Below are 24,047 nucleotides of genomic sequence, written 5' to 3' on the forward strand. Positions count from 1 at the left end.
GACTATATCGCCACCTGGACGGCCAAAAGATCCGGCGCGTTGCCGGCCTAGTAGCCGCTCGACCATCATCGATCGAGCCGGGCGACGCCGCCCGGCTCTTTCACATTTGGAACAACGATGCCCGCACCTGCTATTCTCGTCGACGCCGACGCTTGCCCGGTGAAGGCCGAGGTCGAAAAAGTCGCCGAGCGGCACGGCATCGTCGTCACCTTCGTCTCCAATGGCGGCTTGCGTCCGTCGCGCGATCCGATGATCCGCAATGTCGTCGTCTCCAAGGGCGCCGATGCCGCCGACGACTGGATCGTCGAAAATGCCCGGTCCAACGACATTGTGGTGACCGCCGATATCCCGCTTGCCGCGCGCGCGGTGGCGCTTGGCGCCCACGTACTTGGTCCGACCGGACGCCCGTTTACGCCCGAAACGATCGGCATGGCGGTGGCGATGCGCGACCTCAAGCAGCACCTGCGCGAAACCGGCGAGAGCAAGGGCTACAATTCGAGCTTCGCGCCGCAGGATCGCTCGCGGTTCCTAGGCGAGCTTGACCGCATCCTACGGCGAGCGCTGAAATCCGCGCCAGCGGACTGAAAACCATGGCGACCGGTACCACGACCAAGATGCCCATGCGACGCCACACGCTGTTCGCGGTGTCGGCCTGCATCGGCGTGGCAGCCTTTGGCGCAGCGCTGATCTGGCGTGCGCCGCTTGCCTATTCGATCGGCGCCAACGTGTTCTTTGCCGCCTATCTCGTTCTTGTCATCGCCCACATGCCTCGGCTTACCGGCAGCTATCTGCGCAAGAATGCAGGCGAGACGGACCTGCCGGTACTGGCGATCTTCGCGGTCACTCTGGTTGTGGTCGCTATTGCCATCATTTCGTTGTTTCAATTGATCAACAGGGAGAAGAGCGCGGATCCCGTCGAGCTTACGGTCGCGCTATTGTCTATCCCGCTTGGCTGGTTGACCATCCATGCCATGGCGGCACTTCACTACGCGCATCTCTATTGGTTGGACGGCGATGCGATGGATGGCGACACCAAAAAGAGGATTCCAGTCGGCGGCCTCGACTTCCCGGGCGGCAAGCGGCCGGAGGGCTCGGATTTCCTCTATTTTTCGACAGTGATCGGCATGACGGCGCAAACCGCCGACACCAACATCACGACCTCGCAAATGCGCCGTGTCGTGCTTGTGCATTCGATCCTGTCGTTCTTCTTCAATACAGTCATCGTCGCAGCCGCAGTCAACCTAGCCGTCAGCCTCGGCAGTCCGTAATAAATCCGTGATCGGGTGAAACATCGCTTAGGCTGGCGACGTATTGGGAGGAGAAGATATCTGACAGGCCGCGGCGAACGCGCGGCCGGAGGAACAACAGATGGAATCGCTTGCCAGAAACCAAGCCGCCGGAGCAGATACCGCCGCGCCGAGCGATGTGACGCTGATCTATCGCCAGTCGCGCTGGACGCGGCTGACGCATTGGCTATGGGCGATCGCGCTGTTCTTCATGCTGCTTTCCGGCCTGCAGATCTTCAACGCCCGCCCGCAGCTCTACATCGGCAAGGAGTCGGGCTTTGGCTACAACAACACCATCTTCGCCATTGGCGCCGAGAATACCGCGGCTGGCCCGCGCGGCTACACCGAAATCTTCGGCAAGCGCTTCGATACCACTGGTGTGCTCGGCTGGTCGGGTCCGGCCGGCCAGGAGACTTCCCGGGCCTTCCCGTCCTGGGCTACGATTCCTTCCTACTACGATCTCGGCACCGCGCGCGTCGTTCATTTCTTCTTTGCCTGGGTGCTGACCACCACGCTGCTGGTCTGGCTGGTCGCCAGCCTCATCAACGGCCATTTGCGCCGCGATCTTGCCCCGCGCCTCGATGACATCAGGCGGCTGCCGCAAGACATTGTCGACCACGCCAGGTTCAGGTTTCACCACAGGCGCGAATACAACACCTTGCAGAAGATGGCTTATGGCGGCGTGCTGTTCGTGCTGCTGCCGCTGATGATCATCACCGGCCTTGCCATGTCGCCGAGCATGGATTCGGTCCTGCCGTTCCTGAACGATTTGCTCGGCGGCCGACAGACGGCGCGCACCATTCATTTCACGGTGATGCTGCTGCTCGTCGCCTTCTTCATTATCCACATCCTGATGATCCTGGCCGCCGGTCCGATCAACGAGCTGCGCTCAATCATCACCGGCTGGTATCGAACCGACCCGCCGGCGCATGCCGACAATGCGCCAGAGAGGAGTGCCTGACATGGCGAAATTCGAGATCAGCCCCAAGCTACAGATAAGCCGAAGAAAGTTCCTGACCTCGGCCAGCCTCGGCCTTTCCGGCATCATGCTGTCGGGCTGCGACGCCTTCGACAGCCAGCTTGGCGTCGGCGACAGCCTGCGCAGCTTCCTCGAAAGCGCCAATGGCCTGACCTGGCGGGCGCAGCGACTGCTTGCCGGCGCTGATGCGCTGGCGCCGGAATTCACCGAGGCCGACATTCGCCAGCCGCAGCGGCCGAACGGCGTCACCACACCCGACGACGATTTCTACAAGGGCCTGCTCGCCAGCGATTTCGCCGACTGGCGGCTGGAGGTTTCCGGCCTTGTCGAAAAGCCGCTGTCGCTGACCCGCGAGCAGCTGATGAACATGCCGAGCCGCACCCAGATCACCCGCCACGACTGCGTCGAAGGCTGGAGCTGCATTGCCAAATGGACCGGCACGCCGCTGTCGCTGGTGCTCGACCAGGCCGTGGTCAAGCCGCAGGCGCGCTATGTCATGTTCCACTGCCTCGATACGATCGACCGCAGCCTTGCCGGCGATATCAAATATTACGGCTCGATCGACCTGATCGATGCCCGTCATCCGCAGACGATCCTTGCCTATGGCCTCAACGGCAAGCCGCTGCCGGTCGAGAACGGCGCGCCGCTGCGCGTCCGCGTCGAGCGCCAGCTCGGCTACAAGATGCCGAAATACCTCTACAAGATCGAGCTGGTCGACGGCTTCGCCAATATCGGCGGCGGCAGAGGCGGCTATTGGGAGGACAATGGCTACGATTGGTACGGCGGCATCTGACTGAAACTTGACCTCAGTTTCACCTAAACTAACTGTCGTCGTCGCTGTCGTCGCTGTCGTCGCCGTCGCTGCGCAGGGCCGGATTGAGGTCGGGATTATCGTCCGGGGTGACGAGCTTCCCCAGCCCGTGCGGTCCTTGGTAGTTGCCGTGGGTATCGAAGTTGGGATTGCCCTGATTGTCGAATTGGGGCGTCGGATCGATTGATTGGTCGTAACGGCGCGGGCGCGGCTTCGGATAGTAATTATCGGAATGATGGCGATGCGAATTGCTGTTGTCGAGAATGGCGCCTACCACGCCGCCGACGATAATGGCTGCGGCAACGTCGCCAGCAGAGGGATTGCGGTTGGGGCCGGCGACCGCGAATTCGGCCGAGCAACCATTGTCGACCCAGATGCCGCCGCCGTCATAGCCCCAGCTTCTACCGTATACGCAACGCGCCTTCGATAGACGGGAGGTCAACTGCACGCCACGTCGCGTATCGACCCCGCAATAGGAATAACGGTAATCGGCGCTGGAGCAGACCACGCGTTTTGCCCCCGCAGCCTGCGCTGCCGCCGGCATCAACGAAAGTTTCGCCGGGTTGCCCAGGATGCAACCCAGGAACATCATCGAACCGGTAACCGCCATCCGTGCCGACATCGCAACTCTCCATCAGGGTCCGCTATCGACAGAATGGCACCTCTGTGTAAGTCTGACAACCGGACGGGCTCAGTGAGGTTATATTAATGCGCGCTAAGATTATCGCCACTATTATACTTGCCCTTTCTGCATGGTTGGCTTTGTCGCTGCTGCCAGCCCGGGCGGACGACAGCCTCAAGCGCATCATCGATCAGAAGACACTGACGGTCGGCGTCGCGCTTAATCCGCCATGGATCCTCAAGAAGGCCGACGGAAAGTTCGCCGGCTATGATGTCGACCTGACCAGTGCGCTGGCGTCCGATCTCGGCGTCGACCTGAAGCTGGTCGAGGTGCCATGGAACGACCTCAAGACGCGATTGCTCAAGGGTGATTTCGACATGATCGCGGCGGGCTACGCCAGCACGCCGGAACGCGCACGCGAGGTGGTGTTCTCCGACCAGACCGGTACCGCCGATATCCGCATGGTGGCGACGATCGCCAGCCTTGGGAAAAGACCGGGCAAGGCACTGGCCGCGCCGGGCTACAAGATCGCCGTACTCTCCAACTCGACGGACGAAGCCGCCGCGAGGGAAGCATTCCCGAAAGCGGCCATCGTTTCATTCGACAATGCGGCCGATGTTGTCGCCGCCGTCATCAGCGGGCAAGCACAGGCGATGGTGGCGACATCGCCGACGCCGCAAATGGCCGCCAGGCTTTATGACGCCAGGCTCAAGCTGGTGGGCGGCCCGCTGTTGCGGACGCCGGAAGCGTTTGCCATGCGGCCGGACGATGTCCGCCTCATCCAATACGTCAACAACTGGATCGGCGCGCGCACCGCCGACGGCACCATAGGCGGCGTTCGCCGCTACTGGTTCGGCAGCTTCAAATGGATGTCGCGCTTCGAGACAGCCAAGCCCGAGCCCCCAAAACAATAGGGTCGCGACCTGTTCGCGACGAGGCAGCGAAGACTTGCCAGTAAAAATGTCGCTGGCAGGTGACAAGGTGTCGTCCACGGGCTATGGATGACGAGTCGAGGGCTCCTGACCGAGTCCTACCTGTTTGCGGGAGAGAGCAGCGAGAGCTGCCGCCGAAGGGGAAATCGCCCGAAATCTCTCAGGCAAAAGAACCGTAGACGGGAAAGACACTCTGGAAAGTCGGGGCTTGCCCCCGCGCCGAAGGTGTAAGCGCTGCCGACAGAGTTACGGGGCGCGAGTCTCTCAGGCTTCAGACAGAGGGGCACGGACTGGTCGCCATTCGCGGCCGCTTGCGTGCGACTCTGGAGATGACATGACGGGCGACGACACCAAACACCTCCCCCTCGAAGATCTGCATGTGGCAGGCGGTGCGCGCTTTGGCGCCTTCGCCGGCTGGTCGATGCCGCTGACCTATCCGGCCGGTGTGATGAAAGAGCATCTGCACAGCCGCGAGCATGCCGGCCTGTTCGACATCTCGCACATGAAGCTGTTCGAAATCAGCGGTTCGGGGGCAGCAGCGCTTCTGAACCGCGCCTGCCCGTTCGATGCCGGCGCGCTTGAGGTTTCCCTGTCCAAATATACGTTCTTCCTCAACGAGGCCGCCGGCATTCTGGACGATCTGATCGTCACCAGGCTTGGCGCCGAGCGCTTCATGATGGTCGCCAATGCCGGCAATGCCGCCGCCGACGAAAAGCATCTGCGCGCATTGGCCAAAAATTTCGAAGCAGAGGGCGATTTCGACGTGAAGGTGGACGCACTCGACCGCGTCTTCCTTGCCATCCAAGGCCCCGAAGCATGGGCTGCCCTTTCCCGCGCCGGCATCGAGACGGGTTCGCTGGTGTTCATGCACGGTATCGAGCCGCGCGAAAAATGGTTCATGAGCCGGTCCGGCTATACCGGCGAAGACGGCTTCGAGATCGGCCTGCCGGAAGCGGATGCAAGAAACCTCGTCGCCAGGCTGCTCGAGGACGAGCGGGTGATGTGGGTCGGCCTTGCCGCCCGCGACAGCCTGCGGCTTGAAGCCGGACTGTGCCTGCACGGGCTGGACATCACGCCGGAGATCGATCCGGCCAGCGCCGGGCTGATGTGGGCCATCCCCAAGGAGGTTCGCGCCTCGGGCGCCTTCATCGGCGCCGATGCGCTGCGTGCCATCCTGGAGCGTGGTCCAGCGCAAAAACGCGTCGGCCTGAAGCCGGAAGGCCGCCAGCCGGTGCGCGCCGGTGCTGCCCTTTTCGATGCCGACGGCAACCCTGCCGGCCATGTCACCTCTGGCGGCTTCGGCCCCTCGGCCGGTCATCCGGTCGCCATGGGCTACGTCCAGACGCCGCTTGCCAAATCCGGCGCAAAACTGTTCGCCGATGTCCGCGGGACGAAAATCCCGGTCGACATCCACCCCTTGCCCTTCACGCCCCATCGCTACCGCAAAGGATGATTTCAATGGCAAAGACCTATTTCACCGAAGATCACGAATGGCTTCGCGTCGAGGGCGGCGTCGCCACGGTCGGCATCACCGACTACGCACAGCAGCAGCTCGGCGACCTCGTCTTTGTCGAGCTGCCGGAATTGGGCAGAAAGCTAGCCAAGGGCGACACCGCCGTGGTGGTCGAATCGGTCAAGGCCGCATCGGATGTCTACGCGCCGGTCGACGGCGAGATCACCGAGGCCAATACCGCGCTGTCGGCCGATCCTTCGCTCGTCAATTCGGCGGCAACCGGCGACGGCTGGCTGTGGAAGATGAAGCTGGCCAATGAGAGCCAGCTCGATGGGCTCCTCGATGAAGCCGCTTACAAAGCCCATATTGGTTGATAGCAGGACCAGGAAGATGACCGCAGCACCCTACCCCTTCTCGGCTCGCCATATCGGCCCGGGCCTCCATGACGTCAGAGCCATGCTGGCGACGATCGGCGTCCCTTCGGTCGAGACCCTGATCAGTCAGGCAGTGCCGAAGTCGATCCGGCTCGACCGGCCGCTGGCCCTGCCCGCCCCCGCAAGCGAAGCGGAAGCGCTGGCCGAGCTCGCGGCGACGATGGCAAAGAACACGGTGCTGAAGAGCTTTATCGGTGCCGGCTATCATGGCGTCCATGTGCCGCCGGTGATCCAGCGCAACCTGTTCGAGAACCCGGCCTGGTATACCGCCTACACGCCTTACCAGGCCGAGATCAGCCAGGGCCGGCTGGAAATGCTGTTCAACTTCCAGACGCTGGTGACAGAATTGACCGGCCTGCCGGTGGCATCGGCCTCGCTGCTCGACGAGGCGACGGCGGTGGCCGAAGCGGTCGGCATTGCGCTGCGCCATCATCGCGACAAGCGCACCAAGGTGGCACTGGCCGGCACGCCGCACCCGCAGACGCTGGACGTCGTGCGCACCCGCGCCGAGCCCCTCGGCATCGAGGTGGACGGCGAGGTGATCGACGACAACACCGCCGCCCTGCTGGTCTCCTGGCCCGATACATTCGGCGTCTACGGCAATCACAAGGCAGCGATCGACAAGGCCCGTGCCGCCGGCGCGCTGGTCGTCTTCATCGCCGACCCGCTTGGCTTGACGCTGACCGATGCGCCGGCCAGGCTTGGCGCCGACATCGCCGTCGGCCCGATGCAGCGTTTTGGCGTGCCGATGGGCTTTGGCGGGCCGCACGCCGCCTATTGCGCCGTCTCCGACAGGCTGACGCGGCTGATGCCCGGCCGGCTTGTTGGCCAGTCGACGGATAGCAAGGGCCGTCCCGGTTATCGCCTGGCTTTGCAGACACGCGAACAGCATATCCGCCGCGACAAGGCGACCTCCAACATCTGCACCGCACAGGCGTTGCTCGCCAATATGGCGACGGCCTACGCGATCTGGCATGGCCCTGCCGGGCTGCAGGCGATTGCCGGCCGCGTCCACACGCTGGCCAACTGCCTGGCCGTCGGCCTCAAGGCAGCGGGCGTTTCGGTGATCGGCGAAAGCCGCTTCGACACGGTGACTGCGGAAGTGAAGGGCAGAGCCGGCGCGATTGCCGCCGCCGCAGAAAAGACGGGCCGCCTGCTGCGCGTCATCGACGCCGACCATGTCGGCATCAGCTTCGACGAGACCTCCACCGAAGCCGATCTGGAGGCGATCGCAGCACTTTTCGGCGCTAAGGCCGGCGTTGCCGCCGGCAGTTCCACGCCCGGAAAACCGCGCGGCAAGGAGTTCCTCACCCAGCCCGTCTTCCGCGAAAACCACTCGGAAACCGACATGATGCGCTTCCTGCGCCGGCTGGCCGACAAGGACCTGGCGCTTGACCGCGCCATGATCCCGCTCGGCTCCTGCACCATGAAGCTCAACGCCGCCGCCGAAATGATGCCGGTGAGCTGGCCTGATGTCGCCAACCTGCATCCCTTCGCCCCGGCAAACCATTCGATAGGCTATCGCGCCATGATCGACGAGCTGGAAGGCTGGCTGGCGGAGATCACCGGCTTCGACGCGGTGACCCTGCAGCCCAATGCTGGCAGCCAGGGCGAATATGCCGGGCTGCTCGCCATTCGCCGCTATCATCTGTCACGCGGCGAAGGCCATCGCACCGTCTGCCTGATCCCCTCCTCGGCGCATGGCACCAATCCGGCAAGTGCGGCCATGGCCGGCATGAGCGTCGTCGTCGTGCGCTGCACCGAGGACGGCAATATCGACATGGACGACCTGCAGGCCAAGGCGGCCGAGCATGCGCATAATCTCGCGGCGCTGATGTTCACCTATCCTTCGACGCATGGCGTCTTCGAGGAAGGGGCGCGCGACCTCTGCGCCCTCGTCCACAGCCATGGCGGCCAGGTCTATTTCGACGGCGCCAACCTCAACGCACTGGTCGGCCTCGCCCGTCCCGGCGATATCGGCGCCGATGTCTGCCACATGAACCTGCACAAGACCTTCTGCATCCCGCATGGCGGCGGCGGCCCCGGCGTCGGCCCGATCGGCGTCAAAGCACATCTGAAGCCGCATCTGCCCGGCCACGTCACCGAAGGCTCGGTCCATGCCGTGGCGGCAGCACCGTTCGGCAACGCCTCGATCCTGCCGATCACCTGGATGTATATTCGCATGATGGGCGCTTCCGGCCTGAAGCAGGCAACCGAGACGGCGATCATCTCCGCCAACTATGTGGCGACGCGGCTTGGCGAGCATTTCCCCCTGCTTTACAAGGGGCGCAACGGACGCGTCGCGCATGAATGCATCCTCGACACCCGCGTGCTCAAGGACAGCGCCGGCATCAGCGTCGACGATATCGCCAAGCGGCTGATCGACTATGGCTTCCACGCGCCGACCATGTCGTTCCCGGTCGCTGGCACGCTGATGGTGGAGCCGACCGAATCCGAGCCCAAGCGCGAGTTGGATCGTTTCTGCGAGGCCATGATCGCCATAGCCGGCGAGGCAGCCAAGGTGGCGAAGGGCGAATGGCCGTTGGCCGACAATCCTCTGGTCAACGCTCCGCACACCGCCGCCGAGGCACTGGCCGGCCAATGGACCCATCCCTATTCGCGTCTGGAGGCGGCCTACCCCGCCGGCGATGCCGATACGGCAGCAAAGTACTGGCCGCCGGTGTCACGCATCGACAATGTCGCCGGCGACCGCAACCTGGTCTGCTCCTGCCCGCCGCTGTCGGAATATCTGGGTGCGGCGGAATAGATCATGATTCCGAAAAGTGGAATCCGGTTTTCCGACAAGATCATGGGTCTAACAAGAAGATAGAAACCCCAATCAGGCAGAACGCAAGGCCGGCCCGTCGGCCTTGCTCGCCCGGTCCCGAACGACGACGCGATTTCGCCCGGCGCGCTTGGCCGCATAGAGTGCTGCGTCGGCTTCGGCCAGCACATCGTCGAGACCGGTGCCGTTTGTTCCGCCAAAGCCGATGCCGCCGCTGACTGTGCTTCGCAACGGACCAAGTTGTGTGGCCACGACTTCCGTGCCGAAGGCGACGCTGATCTTGCTCGCAATGTCATAGGCCTTCTCTTCCGGCATCCGCGACATGACGAGCACGAACTCCTCGCCGCCCAACCGGAACGCGTCGACGCCGGTCCTGGCGTATTTCCTGATGACGGCGGCAAAGCGGCGCAGAACCTGGTCGCCGACCGGATGACCGAAAACGTCGTTCGTCCTCTTGAAATGGTCGAGGTCGAACATGGCGACGGACATGAACGGGCCGAAGACCCGTTCGCCGTAGAGTGCCGTCAACGCCCGCCGGTTCATCAGCCCGGTCAATGGATCGGTCATCGTCTCGGCCTTCAATTCGATCTGCGCCTGCAAATGGTGCAGGGAGAGCGTCAATGCGCCGAGCCCGGTCATGCAGGCGACGGCTACGACGGAATTCACCCGCTCGGCCCAATTGTCGGGCGCAACACCCAGCACCCATTGCCCCTTGACCAGCAGGACCGCGCCGCAAAGTCCAAACGACAGCGCACAGACGCCGCTCAGGAACGAGACGACCAGCAATATCCGGCGATCGTGACCACCCTCAATCCAGAACATCGCCCCGATGAGCGAGAGCAGCGCCGTTACCGTCGCGTAGGTGACAATAAAGCCGACACCATCAAACCCGAGATACGTCGCGCCCGCGCAAACAGCCATCGCAACCAAGGTCGGCAAGATGGCGCGCCTGTAATCGCCTACGCCGAGATATTGCATGGCCGACAGGCAGATAATCAGGAAACCGAGGCTGAGAGGCGCAAGCACGATCTGGCAAAGCCAGAGGCTTGGATCCCTGGTGTAATGCCAGAACAACACCACATGTGCGACGAGCACGAGAATGCCACACGCCACCGTCAGCACAAAGCGTGCCTGTGGCGCGCTGAACCAGATGGCGAACATGGTGATGCTGAGGCACGTGCCCGACAGCGCCGCCGCGAGCAGGAGCGAACTGTAATCCAACATGCTTAAGCGACAGCCTCTTGAGGGTTCCGCTGCATTCTAGGTCAGCGATAGTCCGCAAATACCGCTTTTTAGCCAATCTTCCGGCGTAACCTTCGGACTGGGTTTACAAAACGTCGATGCTCCAACTTCGACCCCATTTCCGCCGCTTGGCTGTCGAATGGTTTTGCAGTAAGAGGCTCTATCCTCGAACGTAACAGGAACCTCCGTCGCCTGCCCGCGAAAAGCGTGGCAGTATCGGGTGGTGATTCGCAGCATCGGAATCCAGGACCGGCATGGACGACAACAACGATCTTTTCGCCAAATTGGACAAGCAGCCGCAGCCGGCTCGCGCCGCCACGCGCCCGGCCGATCCGCTGGTGCAGGCGGCGAAGCGGCCGGCGCCCCGCGACGCCAGCGAGAGTTACAGTGCCGCCGACATCGAGGTGCTGGAGGGGCTGGAGCCGGTGCGCCGCCGCCCGGGCATGTACATTGGCGGCACCGACGACAAGGCGATGCACCATCTGTTCGCCGAGGTCATCGACAACTCGATGGACGAGGCGGTCGCCGGCCATGCGACCTTCATCGATGTCGAGCTTTCCGCCGACGGATACCTGTCAGTCACCGACAACGGCCGCGGCATTCCGGTCGATCCGCACCCGAAATTCAAGAAGCCGGCGCTCGAACTCATCATGACGACGCTGCATTCAGGCGGCAAGTTCGACAGTAAGGTTTACGAGACGTCCGGCGGCCTGCACGGTGTCGGCGTTTCCGTCGTCAACGCGCTGTCCGACCATCTCGAGGTCGAGGTCGCGATTGGGCGCAAGCTCTATCGCCAGCGCTTCTCACGAGGCGTTCCGGTGACCGGCCTTGAGCAGCTCGGCGACGTGCATAACCGGCGCGGCACGAAGATCCGCTTCCATCCAGACGAGCAGATTTTCGGCAAGGGTGCTGCTTTCGAGCCGGCGCGGCTCTACCGCATGGCGCGGTCAAAGGCCTATCTGTTCGGCGGCGTCGAAATCCGCTGGACCTGCGATCCCTCGCTGATCAAGGAAAAGGACACGACGCCGGCCAAGGCAGAATTCCATTTTCCGGGCGGCCTCAAGGACTATCTGAAAGCCTCGCTCGGCGACGAATTCCAGGTGACCCGTGAAATGTTCGCCGGCAAGAGCGAGAAGCAGGGCGGTCACGGCTCGCTCGAATGGGCCGTGACCTGGTTCGGCGGCGACGGTTTTATCAATTCCTATTGCAACACCATTCCGACCGCCGAAGGCGGCACGCATGAGGCCGGCTTCCGCAACGTGCTGACGCGCGGCTTGCGCGCCTACGCCGATCTGGTCGGCAACAAGCGCGCCTCGATCGTCACTTCCGAGGATGTGATGATCTCGGCGGCGGGCATGCTGTCGGTGTTCATCCGCGAACCGGAATTCGTCGGCCAGACCAAGGACAGGCTGGCGACGATCGAGGCGATCCGCATCGTCGAAACCGCCATCCGCGACCCGTTCGACCACTGGCTGGCGGACAATCCGCAGGAGGCCTCGAAACTGCTCGAATGGGTGATCGCGCGCGCCGACGAACGGGTGCGCCGCCGCCAGGAAAAGGAAGTGTCGCGCAAGAGTGCGGTGCGCAAGCTGCGCCTGCCCGGCAAGCTCGCCGACTGCACGCAGAATGCCGCCGCCGGCGCCGAGCTCTTTATCGTCGAGGGCGATTCGGCCGGCGGTTCGGCAAAGCAGGCGCGCGACCGCGCCAGCCAGGCGGTGCTGCCGCTGCGCGGCAAGATCCTCAACGTCGCCAGTGCCGGCAGCGACAAGCTTGCCGGCAACCAGCAGATATCCGACCTGATCCAGGCCTTGGGCTGCGGCACGCGCTCGAAATACCGCGACGAGGACCTGCGTTACGACCGGGTCATCATCATGACCGATGCCGATGTCGACGGCGCCCATATCGCCTCGCTGCTGATCACCTTTTTCTACCAGGAGATGCCAAACCTGGTCCGCGGCGGCCATCTCTACCTGGCGGTCCCGCCGCTTTATTCGATCCGCCAAGGCGGCAAGGTCGGCTACGCCCGCAACGACGCGCACAAGGACGAACTCCTGCGCACCGAATTCACCGGGCGCGGCAAGGTCGAGATCGGCCGCTTCAAGGGGCTGGGCGAAATGATGGCCGCCCAGCTCAAGGAAACCACCATGGACCCGAGAAAGCGCACGCTGCTCAGGGTCGATGTGATCGAGGCCGAGGCGGCCACCAAGGATGCTGTCGACGCACTGATGGGCACCAAGCCCGAGGCCCGTTTCCGCTTCATCCAGGAACGCGCGGAATTCGCCGAGACGGAAGTGCTGGATATCTGAGCGTCTTCTGCCAGGTGAGCCACAGACGGCGGTTGTTGCGATCCGGATATTTTCGCGAAGGACGAGGCCTGGAACGGTTCAGCGTTCACGGAAACGCCGAACCGCTCTTTCCTTTGTTTTAAAGCAATTCCGGACGGAAAACCGTTTCACAGTTTTCCTGGAATTGCTTTAGGCAGCCGCGATCGCCAGCGCGTGCTCGCGCGCGTTCTCGCGCAACGCGTCGAGATGGATCGACTTGACCAGCCCGGCAAGATCGCCCTCGGCGGACTGCCCGCCCAATTCCTTCAGCATCAGCCAGCTGACTTCCTGCACGCCGGCGAGGCGTTTGCCATTGGCGACCTCGCGCCAGACCTTCAGCGCGCGCAGGATGATTGCGTGGGTGGCGGCGGCAAGCCCGGCGCTGCGGAACAGTGCCTGCAGCGCCACGTCATGGCCGCCGGCCAGCAGTGCTCTCACCCGTTGTTCGGATTGCTGGCTGAGCGCGACCAGGGCCGAACCAAAGAAGTCGACCTTGCCGTGCGCGATGGTGCGGATGACGAAGCTTGCGGTCAGGTCACCGCGCAGACGCAGATGTTCGACAAGCGCTGTATGTTCCTCGGCACGCGTGCCTTCGATCAATGTCACGGAAGCTTTGACGCAGGCATCGCGAGTGACCCGCTCGGCTCTTGCGGCGCCCATCAGCGCCAGCACCAGCGGCGAGCCCTTGAGCGTCTCGCCCACTTTGACCAGCAGCAAATGCCGACAATCGGCGGGCAGGCGCGCATCGGCAATCAGCGCCTCGCGTACCAGAGGCAGATGGCCGTGCCGCTCGGCCATGCGCCGAAAGCTGATCGATGCGATGTCGGCGCCGCTGTTGGCGAGCAGCGTGGTGCAGGCCTCCGGCTCGCCGATCTCGGCGATCGCCGCCGCAACCGACATCGACACCCGCGGCCGGTCGGCGATCACCTTCTGCGTCGCTTTCTGGCCGCCGGCAACCCGATCAATCAGGTCGGCATCAGTAAGCAGTGGCGACCGCGCCAGCACCAGGGCTGCGACTTCCGGCTGGTCCGAGGCCAGCGCGCTGACGATCTGCGGCGGCGCATGATGGCTCATGGAAAGCGCGTCGGCGATCGCCAGTCGCACCTTCGACGATGCGTCATCGAGCAGCAATGTCAGTGCCGCCTCCGCAGCGCAGCGGTCCTCGAAAGGCAGGTCCGAATCGACATATGCGCGAGCAAGTGCGCTTGCCGCTGCAACGCGCTCCGACACCTTCGCCGTGTGGATCCATTTCAGGAAATGCGAAACGACCATGTCGCCTGCTTACGCCCTTTGCCAGAACGCTTCTGGCCCCTGTCGCGACCGTAGGCACAAATGGTTTACGAACGGTTCACCATGTTCGTTAACTGGCTTGCGAGCCCGGTATGCAACGCCTATCACCCCTTAAGCAGCAGAGGAGATCGACCATGGCCGGGCTTTATCTTGAGGAGTTCGCTGTCGGCCATGTGTTCAAGCACGCGCTGCGCAAGACCGTGATCGAAAGCGACAATATGCTGTTTTCGGTGATGACGCTGAACCCGCAGCCGCTGCACATCGATTTCGATTTCGCCGCCAAGAGCGAATGGGGCAAGCCGCTGGTCAATTCGCTGTTCACGCTGGGCCTGATGATCGGCATCTCGGTCAACGACATCACCGTCGGCACCACCATCGCCAATCTCGGCATGAAGGAGACGGTGTTTCCGCACCCCGTCTTCCACGGCGACACCATTCGCGTCGAGACCACGGTGGTTTCGGTGCGCGATTCCAGGTCCAAACCGGACCGCGGTATCGTCGAGTTCGAGCATCGCGCCTATAACCAGAACGACGTGCTGGTTGCCAAATGCACGAGGCAGGCGATGATGATGAAAAAGGCGGTGTGAAGATGCGTTCACTGCTCTTCGTTCCCGGCGATTCAGAAAAGAAGCTGGAGAAGGGCTTTGGCGTGGGCGCCGACGTGGTCATCGTCGACCTCGAGGATTCGATTGCCCCGCAGAACAAGGGGCTGGCTCGCGACACAGCGGCGCGTTTCATCGCCGGGCACAGGCACCAAACCAGCTCCGCGATCTATGTGCGCGTCAACGATCTTTCGACCGGACTGACCGACGACGATCTGGCAGCGCTCGTGCCGGCAAAACCAGACGGCATCATGCTGCCTAAGTCGAACAGCGGACTGGATGTCCAGCATCTCTCGGCCAAGCTCAGGGTGCACGAAGCTGAAAGCGGCCGGCCGGATGGAGCTATAAAGATCCTGCCGATCATCACAGAAACGGCCGCAGGCGTCTTGGCCGCAGCGACCTACGCCCGTGCAAGCGCGCGGCTTGTCGGCGTCACCTGGGGGGCCGAAGATTTGTCGGCGGCGATCGGCGCGCGCGCGACACGCGACGCGAATGGCCGCTACACGGATGTGTTCCGCCTCGCCCGCACCATGACCATGCTTGCCGCAAGTGCCGCGGAAGTCGCGGCAATCGACACCGTCTTTCCGGACTTTCGCGACATGGCGGGCTTCGAGGCCGAATGCGCCGAGGCCGAGCGCGACGGTTTCACCGGCAAGATGGCGATCCATCCGGCGCAGGTGCCGGTCATCAACGCCGCCTTCACGCCTTCGGCGCAAGCGGTGAAAAGCGCCCTGGCGATCGTCGAGGCATTTAAGGCGGCGGGAAACCCCGGCGTCGTCGGAATCGACGGCAAGATGTACGACCGGCCGCATCTAAAACTGGCCGAGCGGCTCCTGGCGCGGGCCAGGGTAGCTGGGCTTGGCGCTTAGGTCTGTTCCGCGCCGAAATTATCCCAGCCACGGCCCTGAATAATCGGCAGAGAGCTTTGCGGGATCGGGCCGTGGCCGCTCCGGTGCCGGCCCCTGGTAGGAGCCGATATGGACAAAACCGACGACCCGTTCATGCGGCGCCAGGCCAAGGATCGCCCTGCCCTCGGGCACGTCGGAATACCAGTTACTGATCATGTTGGTGCCGTAGCCCAGCGCATTGGCGGCAAGCATCAGGTTCATCGCCGCCATGCCGCCGGACAGGAACATCTCCCATTGCGGGATCTTTGGATTTTCCCTGGGGATCGAGATCACGCCGATAACCAGCGGCGCCCGCGAAAAGCGCGCCAATTCCTGGTTGCGGCGGCCTTCCGGCAGCGGTCCTTCACGCTGCTCGGCAAGTGCCGCCAGCTTCTTGCCGATCTCGATGCGAGACTCGCCGCGATAGAGGATGAAACGCCAGGGCTCCAGCCGGCCGTGGTCCGGCACCCGCGAGGCGGCGGCGATCATCGTCGCGATCTCCGTATCGCCCGGTGCCGGCTCTTTCAAATCTGGGATCGGCGCGGAATTTCGGGTCAGCAGAAAATCGATGATCGGCGACGCCATGGGCGCAAGTCTCCTGGAATTTGAGCTGAAGCGCACCATCGGGACATCGGGCGGCTTGGGCATTGGCGCAGCGCGCCGGACAAAGAGCCCTGTAGCAGAAGCCGACCGGACTCTTAAGCCTTGAAATTGCCACCGCCTTGGGCTTCAACGCAAGGCATGTTTGAGGGGACATTGCGTCTTTTCCTGATATGGCTCGCTGCCGCACTGTTGATGGTGCCGGTTTCGCTCGCCGTCGCCCAGGATGTGGACGGCCTCGGCGAACTGGAACTTCCCGGAATTTCGGGCTATGCGCCTCCGAAAAGCGAGACATCGCTGGTGTTGGGGAGCAGCGGGGCAATCACGCTGTCGGCGCAATTGACAGACAAGGGCGCCGACATCACGCGCGGCATCGTCTGGCGCGTCTTCAAGCCCGAATCGGCCAGCGACGGCAAGTTGCCGATGGTCGCCTCCGCTCATGGCGGTACCGCCGTATTCCAGCTCGAGCCGGGTTCCTATCTGGTCCACGCCTCCTACGGGCGGGCCGGCGCCACCAAGCGCATCACCGTCGGCAAGGAAGCCAAGCGCGAGAGCCTCGTGCTCGATGCCGGCGGCCTCAAGCTCGATGCCGTGCTGTCCGGTGGGGTGCGCATACCGCCGAAGAAGCTGCGCTTCTCGATCTATGAGAGCCACGCCGCGGCCGACGGCGATCGCGCCCTGATCATACCCGATGTCGAGCCGAACAGCGTCGTGCGGCTCAATGCCGGCACCTACCACGTTGTTTCGACCTATGGCGCTGTGAACGCGGTCATCCGCTCCGACATCCGCGTCGAGGCCGGCAAGCTGACTGAAGCGACCGTCGAGCACCGTGCGGCCGAGATGACCATGAAGCTGGTGCGCGAACCGGGCGGCGAGGCGATCGCCGACACCTCCTGGTCGCTGCTGAACGAATCCGGCGATCCGATCAAGGAAACCGTCGGTGCCTTTGCCTCGATGGTGCTGGCCGAGGGCGACTACACCATCATCGCCAAGAACCGCGACCGCATCTACCAGAAGGATTTTACGGTGGTGGCTGGGCACAACCAGGACATCGAGGTTCTGGCCACAGAGGCTTCGGCCATCGATTCCGAGGAAGGCGCCGACTAAGCCCTGCCTCTCTAAGCTGCCTTGCGCATGCGTCGCGCCAACCGGATAGCCGGATAGGCGCGCGGCGTGACAGGCATATGAAAATGGCGGTGGATCGCTCCACCGGCATTCATTGCAGGTCGGCTGGTTCAGGCCGCGCGGCGCTTGCGGTCGGGTGTCACCGCCTCGTCGGCAAGCAGCTTCACGGCAGCTGCGAGACCAAGCGATTCCTGGTCGCGCGAACCGAGACGGCGGATATTGACCGTTTCTTCCTCGGCCTCGCGCTTGCCACAGACGAGGATGACCGGGACCTTGGCCAGCGAATGCTCCCGGACCTTGTAGTTGATCTTCTCGTTGCGCAGGTCGGCTTCGGCAATCAGCCCGGCCGCCTTCAGCTGCGCAACGACCTTTTGGGCGTAATCGTCGGCATCGGAAGTGATCGTCGCCACCACCACCTGCAGCGGTGCGAACCAGAGCGGGAAATGGCCCGAATAATTCTCGATCAGGATGCCTAGAAACCGCTCCATGGAACCGCAGATGGCACGATGCACCATCACCGGCTGCTTCTTTTCCGAATCGGAGCCGATGTAGAAGGCGCCAAAACGCTCCGGCAGGTTGAAGTCGACCTGTGTGGTGCCGCACTGCCATTCGCGGCCGATGGCGTCCTTCAGCACATATTCGAACTTCGGCCCGTAGAACGTGCCCTCACCCGGATTGACGCCCGTCTTGATCCGGTTGCCCGACCGCGCCGCGATCTTGTCGAGCACGTCCTGCAGCACGCCCTCAGCATGATCCCACATCGCGTCGGTGCCGACCCGTTTTTCGGGGCGGGTCGCCAGCTTGACGGTGATTTCGTCGAAGCCGAAATCCGCATAGGTCGAGAGGATCAGATCGTTGATCTTGATGCACTCGTCGGCGAGCTGTTCCTCGGTGCAGAAGATGTGGGCATCGTCCTGGGTAAAGCCGCGCACGCGCATCAACCCGTGCAGCGCGCCGGACGGCTCATAGCGATGCACATTGCCGAATTCCGCAAGTTTTACCGGCAGATCGCGGTAGGACTTCAGCCCGTGCTTGAAGATTTGGACGTGGCCGGGGCAGTTCATCGGCTTCAGCGCAAACACCCGGTCGTCGTCGGTGTCGTCGCCAGCAACCGTCACCTTGAACATGTTGTCCCGGTACCAGCCCCAGTGCCCGGACGTCTCCCACAGGCTCTTGTCGAGCACCTGCGGCGCGTTGACTTCCTGATAGCCCTGCTCGTCGAGGCGGCGACGCATGTAATTGGCCAGGTTCTGGAACATCCTCCAGCCTTTGGCGTGCCAGAACACGACGCCCGGCCCCTCCTCCTGGAAATGGAACAGGTCCATCTCACGGCCGAGCTTCCTGTGGTCGCGCTTCTCGGCCTCCTCCAGCATCGTCTGGTAGGCTTCGAGCTGCGCCTGGTCGGCCCAGGCCGTGCCGTAGATGCGCGTCAGCATCGGGTTGTTCGAATCGCCGCGCCAATAGGCGCCGGCGACCTTCATCAGCTTGAAGGCGCTGCCGATCTGGCCGGTCGAGGCCATATGCGGGCCGCGGCAAAGGTCTAACCAGTCGCCCTGCGCATAGATCTTGAGATCCTGATCCTCGGGAATGGCGTCGATCAGCTCCAGTTTGTAGCGCTCGCCCTTGTCGGCAAAGATCCTTTTCGCCTTTTCACGCGACCATACCTCTTTGGTGAACGGCTTGTTGCGCGCAATGATCTCGCGCATTTTCTTCTCGATCACCGGGAAATCGTCGGGCGTGAACGGCTCGTTGCGAGCAAAATCGTAGTAGAATCCGTTTTCGATCACCGGCCCGATAGTCACCTGCGTACCCGGCCAAAGTTCCTGCACGGCCTCGGCCAGCACATGGGCTGCATCGTGACGGATGAGCTCCAGCGCGCGCGGGTCCTCGCGAGTGATGATCTCGACCTTGCCCGGCTTGCCGATCGGGTCGGAAAGATCGCGCAGCGTGCCGTCGATCGAATAGGCAACGGCCTTCTTGGCCAGCGACTTCGAGATCGATTCCGCCAGGTCGGCGCCGGTCATCGCCGCGTCGTAGTCGCGGACGGAGCCATCGGGAAATGTCAGGGAAACGGAATTCAGCATAAGATTCTCCTATCCAGTCCCGCAAACGAGCGCGGGTGGTGAAATGCATGTCGCCCAAAACTGCCTAGCGGTTTTGGGGCTACGACATGCATCAGTAAGAGCCGGATGCGTCCGGCGGCGAGCGGTCTTTTATGGACAGTTTTCGGCGCCGTAAAGCCGGATATAGGTCACCTGACGAGATTCGGCAGCTCGTTCAGGAACATCGCCCGCGTCTTGGGTCCCTTGGGCGTGTCGGAACGTTCCGTATCGATTACCAGGCGGGCAAAGACGATCTTGCGAGCATCGGTCTGCGCCCAGCCGACAAACCAGCCAAGCGAGCGCTTGTCGGCGCTGTCGCCGAGCCTGGTCGTTCCAGTCTTGCCCTGCACCGTCCAATCGCCCGCTCGAAACGTCGGTATGATCGCACCGGTCATGGCGTGGGCCTTGTTCGAAACCGGCAGTTTTCGCGCCAGCAGCCTGCGCAGGAAATCGACCTGCTCGACGGGCGATATCTCGAGCGAAGAATTCACCCAGGAATGGGTGAGTCCATCATTCTTGCCGGGAGTTCCGGAAACGTCCGTGTTGCCATACTCGAATTTCGACACATAGCCGGCAAATTGTTTGCTGCCGAGCCGGCGCGTAATCTCGCGTGAGAACCATATGACCGAATCCCTTTCCCAGATCGTCGGGTCGACGGTCTTGCGGTCCCGTTTCGGCGCATTGAACTCTGCCTTGTACTCCCAGCTTGGCGTGTGCTCGTCGCTCAGGATTCCAGCATCGTAGCCGATCAGCGCCAGCGGAACCTTGAACGTGGAGGCGGGGCTGACGCGCTGATCGCAGGTCCCTTCGCGATACAGCGTCTCGCCGCCTGCGGCGTCGACGATCAGCGTGCATTCGACGTCCCCGAGCGGCGCCGATTGCGCACGGATCGGAAAACCCAACAGCCACGCCAGGACATAGAGAACCACGGCGAAAACGAAGGGAAGACGATCTATCCGGCGCATTTGGCAATCTCTCCTGAAGGGTGTCAGGAGCGGCTTAGCCAGACGTCTTGTCTCGATTTTGTCTTAAATGCGCTATGTCCGCGCAAGCTGCGGTTAACCCTACCAGATCGTAAAAGCGGTCCGGTTGTGCACCGAACAGTTGCGGTCAACTGTCCAGGTCGCCACGTTTTTTCCCGATCCGCCAGTACCGCCATGGCGTGAACCAACGGTAACGATCAGCCAGGATCTCCGGTACGCGGTCGATGCCGTGCGTTCCGAACGGTCCGCAGCGCAGCACCCGGAAAAACCCCATCCAGCCACCGGCCCACAGCCCGTGGCGGGCGATCGCTTCGTGCGCGTATTCGGAACAGGTCGGCAAATGCCGGCAGGAATTGCCGACAAAGCCAGACAGCGTCAGCTGGTAGAGTCGGACAAGCGCGGTACCGAAGAGGCGGCCCGGCGTCTTGCGCCACGGGCCGGGCCAGTTGCGTCCTTGTCGAATCGGCCTGGCACCGCGCGCATGCCGATATTGGCCAACCACCGCAGTCTCCACATCACGTTTTTCAACACGATAATGTGCGCATCGGGCCAGAAACGCAATGGCGTTTCGGCAATCCCGTCATGGCCTGGCACGGCGAGTCGGGTAGCGGTCGGGCGTCGGCTTCCGGCATACGGCGACGCTGGTCGGCGGCCTCTCCTCGCACCAATCCCTATGGGTTTCTCGTCATGCCATTGAAACGTCGCGATCCGTACGACATCGCCCAGAACGTTGAGAAACTGGATCATGGCAGCACTCCTTGAGCGCCGATTAGAGCGCCGCTGGCCTTGCCCTTCAAACGAGTATAACGTCCACGTCAGATAACTCTGAGTTATGCGAATGAAGCGCGGACACCTCCCCCTGACGGCTCTCAGAAGCTTCGAAGCAGCCGGTCGTCACCTGAGCTTCAGCCGTGCGGCCGCGGAGCTTTACGTCTCGCAGGCAGCGATCAGCCGCCAGATCCGCGAGCTCGAAGCCTTCCTGCGCCAACCTCTGTTCTTCCGCCATCATCGCCGCGTCGAGTTGACCGACACCGGCCGGCGGCTGCTCGACCAGTTGGTCAGAAGTTTCGAGGGCATCGACAGGCTGCTTTCGGAGTTGACGGCGGCCCAGACGCAGTCCGTGGTCCGTGTCAGCGTCGAGCCATCGCTTGCATCCGTATGGCTGGTCCCGCGGCTCAACCGCTTTCGCGAGTTGCGACCCGATATCGACGTTTCCCTTGAGGTCGACCCGAGGTTGATAGAGTTTCGCAGCGATCAGCCCGAACTTGCCCTGCGCTTCAGTGCGCACGCCACCTCATGGCCACGCAGCGAAGCCGAACAGCTTGCCGCGGTCGTCGATTCACCAGTCCTGTCGCCGGCGCTTCTTGCATCCGGGCCAGCTCTGGAAAAACCGATCGACCTTGGTCGCTACGCATTGCTGCACGAAGAAAACCGTCAGGCTTGGGCGCGCTGGTTCGAAGCGGCTGGCGTGACGGCTGAGGCCGTGCCTGCGCGCGGCCCGATGCTGGCGGATGCTTCGCTTTCGAAGCAGGCAGCTTTGCTTGGACATGGTGTCGCGCTGGGCGATCTTCTGCAGATCGGCGAAGAACTTGCGTCCGGCGCGCTGATCAAGCCTTTCGACATCGACGTCGCGTCCGGCGCCTATTGGCTGGTGGCCAGAAGGCTGAATGACCTTTCAGAGCCGGCCAGGGCTTTTGCCGACTGGGTCCGGGCGGAATTCGCCGAAAGCCGGCGTTTCCTTGCCGAGATCTAGGCCGCCTCCTCGGCCCGCTTCTTCTCAATCTGACCGATGGCGTCGACCACTGCGTCGAAGGTCAGCATGGTCGAGGCGTGGCGCGCCTTATAGTCGCGCACCGGTTCCAGATATTTCAGGTCGGCGAAGCGGCCTTCGGGCGGCGGACCATTTTCCTTCAGCATCTTCAGCATCGTCTCGCGCACGCTGCGCAATTCTTCGGCGCTGGCGCCGACGACATGCTGCGCCATGATCGAAGAGGACGCCTGGCCAAGCGCACAGGCCTTCACGTCATGCGCGAAATCGCTGACGACCCCATCATCCATCTTCAGATCGACGGTCACCGTCGAGCCGCACAGCTTGGAATGTGCTCGTGCGGTTGCGTCGGGCCGGTCGAGCCGGCCGATCCGTGCGATGTTTCCGGCAAAACCCAGAATTTTCGCATTGTAGACATCGTCGATCATATTTTTCCAATCCGTCGCCGCCCAGCGAACAGTCATTGCCGCTCTGGCGTCTTCCTTTCGCTCGGCACGAACATATATAATGGCGGTAGTCGGGTATCGACAAGGCGACCACAAACCTCGTCGTGCCCAATTCTGTTCACGCCACTTACGGGCTGGAAACCGGGCGAGTTTCTGACACCCGAAAGGTCGTGGTCCGTTCAACTCGTTCCTCCTGAGAGAGGAACTACGGGAGACGCCTTTATGGACGCCGTTATCAAGAAACTCATGCCGCGGTCCGCCTATATGGAAAAGCCGGTCACCGACCGGCCGAGCGAGGCCGAAGTCGAAGCCGCTGTGCGCATCTTGCTGCGCTGGACCGGCGACAACCCTGACCGCGAGGGCCTGATCGACACGCCGAAGCGCGTCACCAAGGCATTCCGCGAAATGTTCAACGGTTATGATATGTGCCCAGCCGAGGAACTTGGCCGCACCTTCGAGGAAGTCGCCGGCTATGACGACCTCGTCCTCGTCAAGGACATATCCTTCCACTCGCATTGCGAGCATCACATGGTGCCGATCATCGGCAAGGCGCATGTCGGCTATCTGCCTGACGGCAAGGTTGTCGGCCTGTCCAAGATCGCCCGCGTCGTCGACATCTTCGCCCATCGCCTGCAGACCCAGGAAGCGATGACGGCGCAGATTGCCGGCGTCATCCAGGACGTCCTCAATCCGCGCGGCGTGGCGGTCATGCTTGAAGCCGAGCATATGTGCATGGCCATGCGGGGCATCCGCAAGCAGGGCTCCACCACGCTGACCTCGACCTTCACCGGCGCCTTCAAGGATACACCCGAAGAGCAGGTCCGCTTCGTCACCATGGTGCGCGGCGGCGGAACTGATCAGACCCGCCCCACCTTCGTTAAATAAGGACCGGCGAATGTCGGCATTGGAATTCCCGAAAGCTCCCTCAGACAAGAAGGCGCTTGAGGAAGGCACGGTCCTTTCGCCGCGCTTCGATGCCGGCGGCCTCGTCACCGCCGTCGTCACCGATGCCGAAGACGGCATGCTGCTGATGGTCGCGCATATGAATGCCGAGGCGCTGGCGCTAACGCTCGAGACCGGCATCGCGCACTACTGGTCGCGTTCGCGCAACGCGCTGTGGAAGAAGGGCGAAACCTCGGGCAATGTCCAGCAGGTCGTCGAGATGCTCACGGATTGTGACCAGGACGCGATATGGTTGCGCGTCAAAGTGCTGGGTCATGAAGCAACTTGTCACACCGGCCGACGTTCATGCTTTTATCGGACGGTGGGGCTGAGCGATGGCAAAGGGACGCTTGCCAGCGACGGCAGCAAGCCGCTGTTCGATGCGGAAAAAACCTATCGAAAGCCCAATACACCATCAATATGAACCATTCGCA

General features: G+C 62.7%; 23 protein-coding genes and 1 riboswitch. Of the genes, 15 read left to right on the forward strand and 8 right to left on the reverse strand.

Annotation, left to right across the window (positions count from 1 at the left end):
* Positions 1-117: 117 nt before the first annotated feature.
* From NKI63_RS09895 to NKI63_RS09910, 4 genes are all read left to right on the forward strand, one after another.
* Positions 118-585 carry a YaiI/YqxD family protein gene (locus NKI63_RS09895; protein WP_254818384.1) on the forward strand — a complete coding sequence of 156 codons (468 nt, stop codon included), beginning with the start codon at positions 118-120 and terminating at the stop codon, positions 583-585.
* Between the two features lie 5 nt (positions 586-590).
* On the forward strand, positions 591-1,268 hold the full coding sequence (locus NKI63_RS09900; RefSeq protein WP_352821282.1) for a DUF1345 domain-containing protein: 678 nt from the start codon (positions 591-593) through the stop codon (positions 1,266-1,268).
* 100 nt (positions 1,269-1,368) lie between these two features.
* Positions 1,369-2,247 carry a cytochrome b/b6 domain-containing protein gene (locus NKI63_RS09905; RefSeq protein WP_352751282.1) on the forward strand — a complete coding sequence of 293 codons (879 nt, stop codon included), beginning with the start codon at positions 1,369-1,371 and terminating at the stop codon, positions 2,245-2,247.
* 1 nt (position 2,248) lies between these two features.
* Positions 2,249-3,058 (forward strand): molybdopterin-binding protein, encoded by an 810-nt coding sequence (locus NKI63_RS09910; RefSeq protein ID WP_352704443.1) that lies wholly within the window; start codon positions 2,249-2,251, stop codon positions 3,056-3,058.
* Positions 3,059-3,086: 28 nt separating this feature from the next.
* On the opposite strand, the gene NKI63_RS09915 is transcribed toward NKI63_RS09910, so the two are convergent.
* Positions 3,087-3,698, reverse strand: coding sequence for a DUF3011 domain-containing protein (locus NKI63_RS09915; RefSeq protein WP_352704445.1), 612 nt, complete (start codon positions 3,696-3,698; stop codon positions 3,087-3,089).
* Between the two features lie 86 nt (positions 3,699-3,784).
* Here NKI63_RS09915 and NKI63_RS09920 point away from each other — a divergent pair, with 86 nt between their 5' ends.
* The 4 genes from NKI63_RS09920 to gcvP all read left to right on the forward strand — a co-directional run bounded on the left by NKI63_RS09920 (position 3,785) and on the right by gcvP (position 9,284).
* Positions 3,785-4,612 carry a transporter substrate-binding domain-containing protein gene (locus tag NKI63_RS09920; protein WP_352704447.1) on the forward strand — a complete coding sequence of 276 codons (828 nt, stop codon included), beginning with the start codon at positions 3,785-3,787 and terminating at the stop codon, positions 4,610-4,612.
* 117 nt (positions 4,613-4,729) lie between these two features.
* Positions 4,730-4,816, forward strand: a riboswitch (glycine riboswitch).
* A 148-nt stretch (positions 4,817-4,964) separates the two neighbouring features.
* A complete protein-coding gene (gene gcvT, locus NKI63_RS09925; protein WP_352689967.1) occupies positions 4,965-6,083 on the forward strand; it encodes a glycine cleavage system aminomethyltransferase GcvT in 1,119 nt (372 codons plus the stop codon).
* Between the two features lie 5 nt (positions 6,084-6,088).
* On the forward strand, positions 6,089-6,457 hold the full coding sequence (gene gcvH, locus NKI63_RS09930) for a glycine cleavage system protein GcvH (protein WP_352508741.1): 369 nt from the start codon (positions 6,089-6,091) through the stop codon (positions 6,455-6,457).
* Positions 6,458-6,473: 16 nt separating this feature from the next.
* Positions 6,474-9,284 carry an aminomethyl-transferring glycine dehydrogenase gene (gcvP, locus tag NKI63_RS09935; protein WP_352777446.1) on the forward strand — a complete coding sequence of 937 codons (2,811 nt, stop codon included), beginning with the start codon at positions 6,474-6,476 and terminating at the stop codon, positions 9,282-9,284.
* A 72-nt stretch (positions 9,285-9,356) separates the two neighbouring features.
* Here gcvP and NKI63_RS09940 read toward each other — a convergent pair whose 3' ends face one another.
* Positions 9,357-10,526 (reverse strand): GGDEF domain-containing protein, encoded by a 1,170-nt coding sequence (locus tag NKI63_RS09940; protein ID WP_352704451.1) that lies wholly within the window; start codon positions 10,524-10,526, stop codon positions 9,357-9,359.
* A 272-nt stretch (positions 10,527-10,798) separates the two neighbouring features.
* On the opposite strand from NKI63_RS09940, the gene parE reads away from it, so the two are divergent.
* A complete protein-coding gene (gene parE / locus NKI63_RS09945) occupies positions 10,799-12,850 on the forward strand; it encodes a DNA topoisomerase IV subunit B (protein WP_352704452.1) in 2,052 nt (683 codons plus the stop codon).
* Between the two features lie 168 nt (positions 12,851-13,018).
* On the opposite strand, the gene NKI63_RS09950 is transcribed toward parE, so the two are convergent.
* Positions 13,019-14,140 carry a DUF2336 domain-containing protein gene (locus tag NKI63_RS09950; RefSeq protein ID WP_352704454.1) on the reverse strand — a complete coding sequence of 374 codons (1,122 nt, stop codon included), beginning with the start codon at positions 14,138-14,140 and terminating at the stop codon, positions 13,019-13,021.
* A 152-nt stretch (positions 14,141-14,292) separates the two neighbouring features.
* On the opposite strand from NKI63_RS09950, the gene NKI63_RS09955 reads away from it, so the two are divergent.
* Both NKI63_RS09955 and NKI63_RS09960 read left to right on the forward strand, forming a co-directional pair.
* On the forward strand, positions 14,293-14,745 hold the full coding sequence (locus NKI63_RS09955; protein ID WP_352821291.1) for a MaoC family dehydratase: 453 nt from the start codon (positions 14,293-14,295) through the stop codon (positions 14,743-14,745).
* Positions 14,746-14,747: 2 nt separating this feature from the next.
* Entirely contained in the window at positions 14,748-15,629 is an 882-nt protein-coding gene (locus NKI63_RS09960; RefSeq protein WP_352777448.1) for an HpcH/HpaI aldolase/citrate lyase family protein, read from the forward strand.
* An 18-nt stretch (positions 15,630-15,647) separates the two neighbouring features.
* Here NKI63_RS09960 and NKI63_RS09965 read toward each other — a convergent pair whose 3' ends face one another.
* Positions 15,648-16,232: a nitroreductase family protein gene (locus NKI63_RS09965; RefSeq protein ID WP_352508748.1), complete on the reverse strand. Its 585-nt coding sequence runs from the start codon at positions 16,230-16,232 to the stop codon at positions 15,648-15,650.
* A 156-nt stretch (positions 16,233-16,388) separates the two neighbouring features.
* Between NKI63_RS09965 and NKI63_RS09970 the strand changes: the two genes are divergently transcribed.
* Complete coding sequence (locus NKI63_RS09970) at positions 16,389-17,354, forward strand: RgsD C-terminal domain-containing protein (protein WP_352508766.1); 966 nt, start codon at positions 16,389-16,391, stop codon at positions 17,352-17,354.
* Positions 17,355-17,482: 128 nt separating this feature from the next.
* On the opposite strand, the gene thrS is transcribed toward NKI63_RS09970, so the two are convergent.
* The 3 genes from thrS to yidD all read right to left on the reverse strand — a co-directional run bounded on the left by thrS (position 17,483) and on the right by yidD (position 20,959).
* The gene (gene thrS, locus NKI63_RS09975; protein WP_352689965.1) at positions 17,483-19,456 is read right to left on the reverse strand and encodes a threonine--tRNA ligase; all 1,974 of its coding nucleotides are present in this window, start codon (positions 19,454-19,456) and stop codon (positions 17,483-17,485) included.
* 167 nt (positions 19,457-19,623) lie between these two features.
* Entirely contained in the window at positions 19,624-20,439 is an 816-nt protein-coding gene (gene blaOXA, locus NKI63_RS09980; RefSeq protein ID WP_352689964.1) for a class D beta-lactamase, read from the reverse strand.
* A 145-nt stretch (positions 20,440-20,584) separates the two neighbouring features.
* On the reverse strand, positions 20,585-20,959 hold the full coding sequence (gene yidD, locus NKI63_RS09985; protein ID WP_352689975.1) for a membrane protein insertion efficiency factor YidD: 375 nt from the start codon (positions 20,957-20,959) through the stop codon (positions 20,585-20,587).
* 336 nt (positions 20,960-21,295) lie between these two features.
* Between yidD and NKI63_RS09990 the strand changes: the two genes are divergently transcribed.
* A complete protein-coding gene (locus NKI63_RS09990; protein ID WP_352689963.1) occupies positions 21,296-22,210 on the forward strand; it encodes a LysR substrate-binding domain-containing protein in 915 nt (304 codons plus the stop codon).
* Here the strand turns inward: NKI63_RS09990 and NKI63_RS09995 are convergent.
* The gene (locus NKI63_RS09995; RefSeq protein WP_023678879.1) at positions 22,207-22,653 is read right to left on the reverse strand and encodes an iron-sulfur cluster assembly scaffold protein; all 447 of its coding nucleotides are present in this window, start codon (positions 22,651-22,653) and stop codon (positions 22,207-22,209) included. The two genes, NKI63_RS09990 and NKI63_RS09995, sit on opposite strands and share 4 nt — an antisense overlap.
* A gap of 240 nt (positions 22,654-22,893) precedes the next feature.
* Here NKI63_RS09995 and folE point away from each other — a divergent pair, with 240 nt between their 5' ends.
* Positions 22,894-23,556: a GTP cyclohydrolase I FolE gene (gene folE / locus NKI63_RS10000; RefSeq protein WP_254818364.1), complete on the forward strand. Its 663-nt coding sequence runs from the start codon at positions 22,894-22,896 to the stop codon at positions 23,554-23,556.
* A gap of 10 nt (positions 23,557-23,566) precedes the next feature.
* Positions 23,567-24,037, forward strand: a complete 471-nt coding sequence (gene hisI / locus NKI63_RS10005; protein ID WP_352479758.1) for a phosphoribosyl-AMP cyclohydrolase — start codon at positions 23,567-23,569, stop codon at positions 24,035-24,037.
* Positions 24,038-24,047 lie beyond the last annotated feature (10 nt).

Origin of the sequence: Mesorhizobium sp. M0410, assembly GCF_040321435.1 — a bacterium.
GTDB lineage: Bacteria > Pseudomonadota > Alphaproteobacteria > Rhizobiales > Rhizobiaceae > Mesorhizobium.

Bases quoted from the DNA above. Each gene is read 5' to 3' on its own strand.
- NKI63_RS09895 (WP_254818384.1), top strand. From the start codon at position 118: ATGCCCGCACCTGCTATTCTCGTCGACGCCGACGCTTGCCCGGTGAAG.
- NKI63_RS09900 (WP_352821282.1), top strand. From the start codon at position 591: ATGGCGACCGGTACCACGACCAAGATGCCCATGCGACGCCACACGCTG.
- NKI63_RS09905 (WP_352751282.1), top strand. From the start codon at position 1,369: ATGGAATCGCTTGCCAGAAACCAAGCCGCCGGAGCAGATACCGCCGCG.
- NKI63_RS09910 (WP_352704443.1), top strand. From the start codon at position 2,249: ATGGCGAAATTCGAGATCAGCCCCAAGCTACAGATAAGCCGAAGAAAG.
- NKI63_RS09915 (WP_352704445.1), bottom strand. From the start codon at position 3,698: ATGTCGGCACGGATGGCGGTTACCGGTTCGATGATGTTCCTGGGTTGC.
- NKI63_RS09920 (WP_352704447.1), top strand. From the start codon at position 3,785: ATGCGCGCTAAGATTATCGCCACTATTATACTTGCCCTTTCTGCATGG.
- gcvT (WP_352689967.1), top strand. From the start codon at position 4,965: ATGACGGGCGACGACACCAAACACCTCCCCCTCGAAGATCTGCATGTG.
- gcvH (WP_352508741.1), top strand. From the start codon at position 6,089: ATGGCAAAGACCTATTTCACCGAAGATCACGAATGGCTTCGCGTCGAG.
- gcvP (WP_352777446.1), top strand. From the start codon at position 6,474: ATGACCGCAGCACCCTACCCCTTCTCGGCTCGCCATATCGGCCCGGGC.
- NKI63_RS09940 (WP_352704451.1), bottom strand. From the start codon at position 10,526: ATGTTGGATTACAGTTCGCTCCTGCTCGCGGCGGCGCTGTCGGGCACG.
- parE (WP_352704452.1), top strand. From the start codon at position 10,799: ATGGACGACAACAACGATCTTTTCGCCAAATTGGACAAGCAGCCGCAG.
- NKI63_RS09950 (WP_352704454.1), bottom strand. From the start codon at position 14,140: ATGGTCGTTTCGCATTTCCTGAAATGGATCCACACGGCGAAGGTGTCG.
- NKI63_RS09955 (WP_352821291.1), top strand. From the start codon at position 14,293: ATGGCCGGGCTTTATCTTGAGGAGTTCGCTGTCGGCCATGTGTTCAAG.
- NKI63_RS09960 (WP_352777448.1), top strand. From the start codon at position 14,748: ATGCGTTCACTGCTCTTCGTTCCCGGCGATTCAGAAAAGAAGCTGGAG.
- NKI63_RS09965 (WP_352508748.1), bottom strand. From the start codon at position 16,232: ATGGCGTCGCCGATCATCGATTTTCTGCTGACCCGAAATTCCGCGCCG.
- NKI63_RS09970 (WP_352508766.1), top strand. From the start codon at position 16,389: ATGTTTGAGGGGACATTGCGTCTTTTCCTGATATGGCTCGCTGCCGCA.
- thrS (WP_352689965.1), bottom strand. From the start codon at position 19,456: ATGCTGAATTCCGTTTCCCTGACATTTCCCGATGGCTCCGTCCGCGAC.
- blaOXA (WP_352689964.1), bottom strand. From the start codon at position 20,439: ATGCGCCGGATAGATCGTCTTCCCTTCGTTTTCGCCGTGGTTCTCTAT.
- NKI63_RS09990 (WP_352689963.1), top strand. From the start codon at position 21,296: ATGAAGCGCGGACACCTCCCCCTGACGGCTCTCAGAAGCTTCGAAGCA.
- NKI63_RS09995 (WP_023678879.1), bottom strand. From the start codon at position 22,653: ATGATCGACGATGTCTACAATGCGAAAATTCTGGGTTTTGCCGGAAAC.
- folE (WP_254818364.1), top strand. From the start codon at position 22,894: ATGGACGCCGTTATCAAGAAACTCATGCCGCGGTCCGCCTATATGGAA.
- hisI (WP_352479758.1), top strand. From the start codon at position 23,567: ATGTCGGCATTGGAATTCCCGAAAGCTCCCTCAGACAAGAAGGCGCTT.